The organism is Kocuria sp. KRD140, assembly GCF_017168375.1.
Classification (GTDB): domain Bacteria; phylum Actinomycetota; class Actinomycetes; order Actinomycetales; family Micrococcaceae; genus Kocuria; species Kocuria marina.
The window spans coordinates 1-2,214 of record NZ_JABFAW010000034.1 but is presented as its reverse complement, the minus strand read 5'-3'; the positions used below and the strand labels follow the sequence as shown (position 1 = coordinate 2,214).

The window sequence follows — 2,214 nt, the reverse complement described above, 5'->3', positions numbered from 1 at the left end:
GTGCCGTGTGGTGCGGGAGGGCGACGGCGTTCGGCGCGCTCGTGGAGCGCGGTCGCCGCGGGGAGGTGGAAAAGGGTGGGTGAAAGCGCGCGACGGGCTGGTCTTCACCCGCCGCGTCTGGTCAGCGCTGTCTAGTGCCGGCGGTGAAGAAGCCGGCAACCCCCTGACGCACGAAAGCCTCGTTCCTCCACGGCTGTGGATCTCGAAAACGTACGGGGACAGTTTAGATCCACCGTGGGGCTGCCCACCACCTGGCATCGGGTCGCCCAGAAGGGTATCCCGCTGGAGGTGAGCGTCAAGTTCCCATACTCGTAGAAGTCAAGAATTTACAAGTGGGTATTGCCTCCTTTCCCCGTGTTTCTAAGGGGCAGAGGCTCCGATGTTCAAATCTGTCTGATCCTCGGATAAATTTTGATACATGCAACCCATGGTCTTCCCCGAGGTCGATTTCGCGAGTGCGCTCGTGACGGATCTGTTCGCCCTGGAGCGGGTGCGCGTGGATTTTCGTACTGAGCACCTTGACGACCCTCTTGGCCTGGAGCTGCGCAGGCTGTTCCAAGGTCTCACGAGCGTCATGTCGGCACGCATCGAAGGGAACCGGACCACGGTGGCGGATGTCGTGGCCGAAGCCCGGCGGGCCGCGGCCACGGGACAGCCAGCAGCAGACGCCGTGCGAGAGATTCTGCAGCTGGAGCAGGCAACTGACTACATGGACGAGTTGGCAGCCGATGGAAGGCTGTCCCTGACTCATGGGCTGATCCGTGAACTCCACCAGCTCGCCGTGCAGGGACTCGAACGTGAGGGTGACGAGCACCCGGGCAGCTATCGAACAATCCCCGTCGGGATCGCTGGAGCGTCCCACGTCCCGCCCGCACCCGGGTCCGTCCAGGCGGACATGGACCAGCTCCTGGAGTTTGCAAACAAGGAAGTACCCGCACAGCACCAACTCCTCCAGATCGCGCTGGTCCACCACCGGTTCGTCTGGATACATCCGTTTGCCAATGGTAACGGGCGGGTCTCACGCCTGCTGACGTACGCCATGCTGAGCAACCAGGGCTACACCTCCAGGAGCGCCGCGCGTCCGCTCAACCCCACAGCAGTTTTTGGTGCCGACCGGCAGTCGTACTACGACCACCTCGCGGGAGCGGACTCCCTGAGCCCGGAGGGGGTGCTGGCCTGGGCCGGGTATGTGATCCACGGCCTCAAGGACGACATGGACAGGGTCAGCCGGCTTGCTGCCCCCCGCTTCATTTCCGAGGAGGTCGTGGGGCCCTCGGTCAATGCCGCCCTCGCGGCGGGGGAGCTCACGGAGACGGAGGCAGATGTGATCTACGCGGTGGCGCGCCAAGGGAAGGCCAAAGCGGGCGATCTCGAGGACGTGATCAAGGGGTCTCCGTCGAACAGGAGCCACCGTCTGCGCCGCATGGTTGAGTCCGGGTTGCTGCAGAAGATGTCAGGGCCGGGGCGGTACGTGGTGAGTCTGCATCGCAACGTTCTGACCAAGCACGTGGTGCGCCGCCTCAACCAGTTGGACATGCTCCCGGCTATCCTGCGTGACTGAGGTGCGGGACTGTCCACGCGACGGCAGGTGAGCGCACAATGCTCCAGTGCTCAGCACCTACCCTGGAGGCATGACTTCCTCCGCCACTGCCACCACATCCTTGGGCGTCCTACAGGAGGTTTTCGGGTACGACGCCTTCCGCGGTGAGCAGGCGGAGATCATCGAGCAGGTGGTGGCCGGCGGGGACGCAGTCGTGCTCATGCCCACCGGCGGCGGCAAGTCCCTGTGCTACCAGATCCCCGCACTGCTGCGGGACGGCACGGGCGTGGTGGTCTCCCCGCTGATCGCGCTCATGGCGGACCAGGTGGCCGCGCTCGAGGCCGTGGGCATCCGCGCCGCGTACCTCAACTCCACCCTGGAGCCCTACGAGGCGCAGGAGGTGGAGCGGCAGCTTCTCACCGGGGACATTGACCTGCTCTACATGGCCCCCGAACGGCTCATCCTGTCGCGCACCGTTGAGCTGCTGAAGCGCGCACCGATCGCCCTGTTCGCGATCGACGAGGCGCACTGCGTCTCCCAGTGGGGGTGGGCCGCCCCCTTCATTCGGTCCGGTCGCTGTGCGAGTCGTCGGTTTCCGATTGATGGGTGCATTGCCGAGCGTAGTCGACGGGTGCGAGGTAGCCGAGCGATGAATGCCGGCGGTCGTGGTTGTA

General features: G+C 64.9%; 1 protein-coding gene and 1 pseudogene. Both read left to right on the top strand.

Going from position 1 to position 2,214, the window contains the following annotated elements:
* The first annotated feature begins 418 nt into the window (after positions 1 to 418).
* Positions 419 to 1,561: a Fic family protein gene (locus J1M36_RS12540; protein ID WP_193519216.1), complete on the top strand. Its 1,143-nt coding sequence runs from the start codon at positions 419 to 421 to the stop codon at positions 1,559 to 1,561.
* A gap of 70 nt (positions 1,562 to 1,631) precedes the next feature.
* Positions 1,632 to 2,087 (top strand): annotated as a pseudogene (locus J1M36_RS12535) (DEAD/DEAH box helicase); the annotation flags it as partial.
* Positions 2,088 to 2,214 lie beyond the last annotated feature (127 nt).

Excerpts from the sequence above, each read along its gene's own strand:
- J1M36_RS12540 (WP_193519216.1), top strand. The coding sequence starts at position 419 with ATGCAACCCATGGTCTTCCCCGAGGTCGATTTCGCGAGTGCGCTCGTG.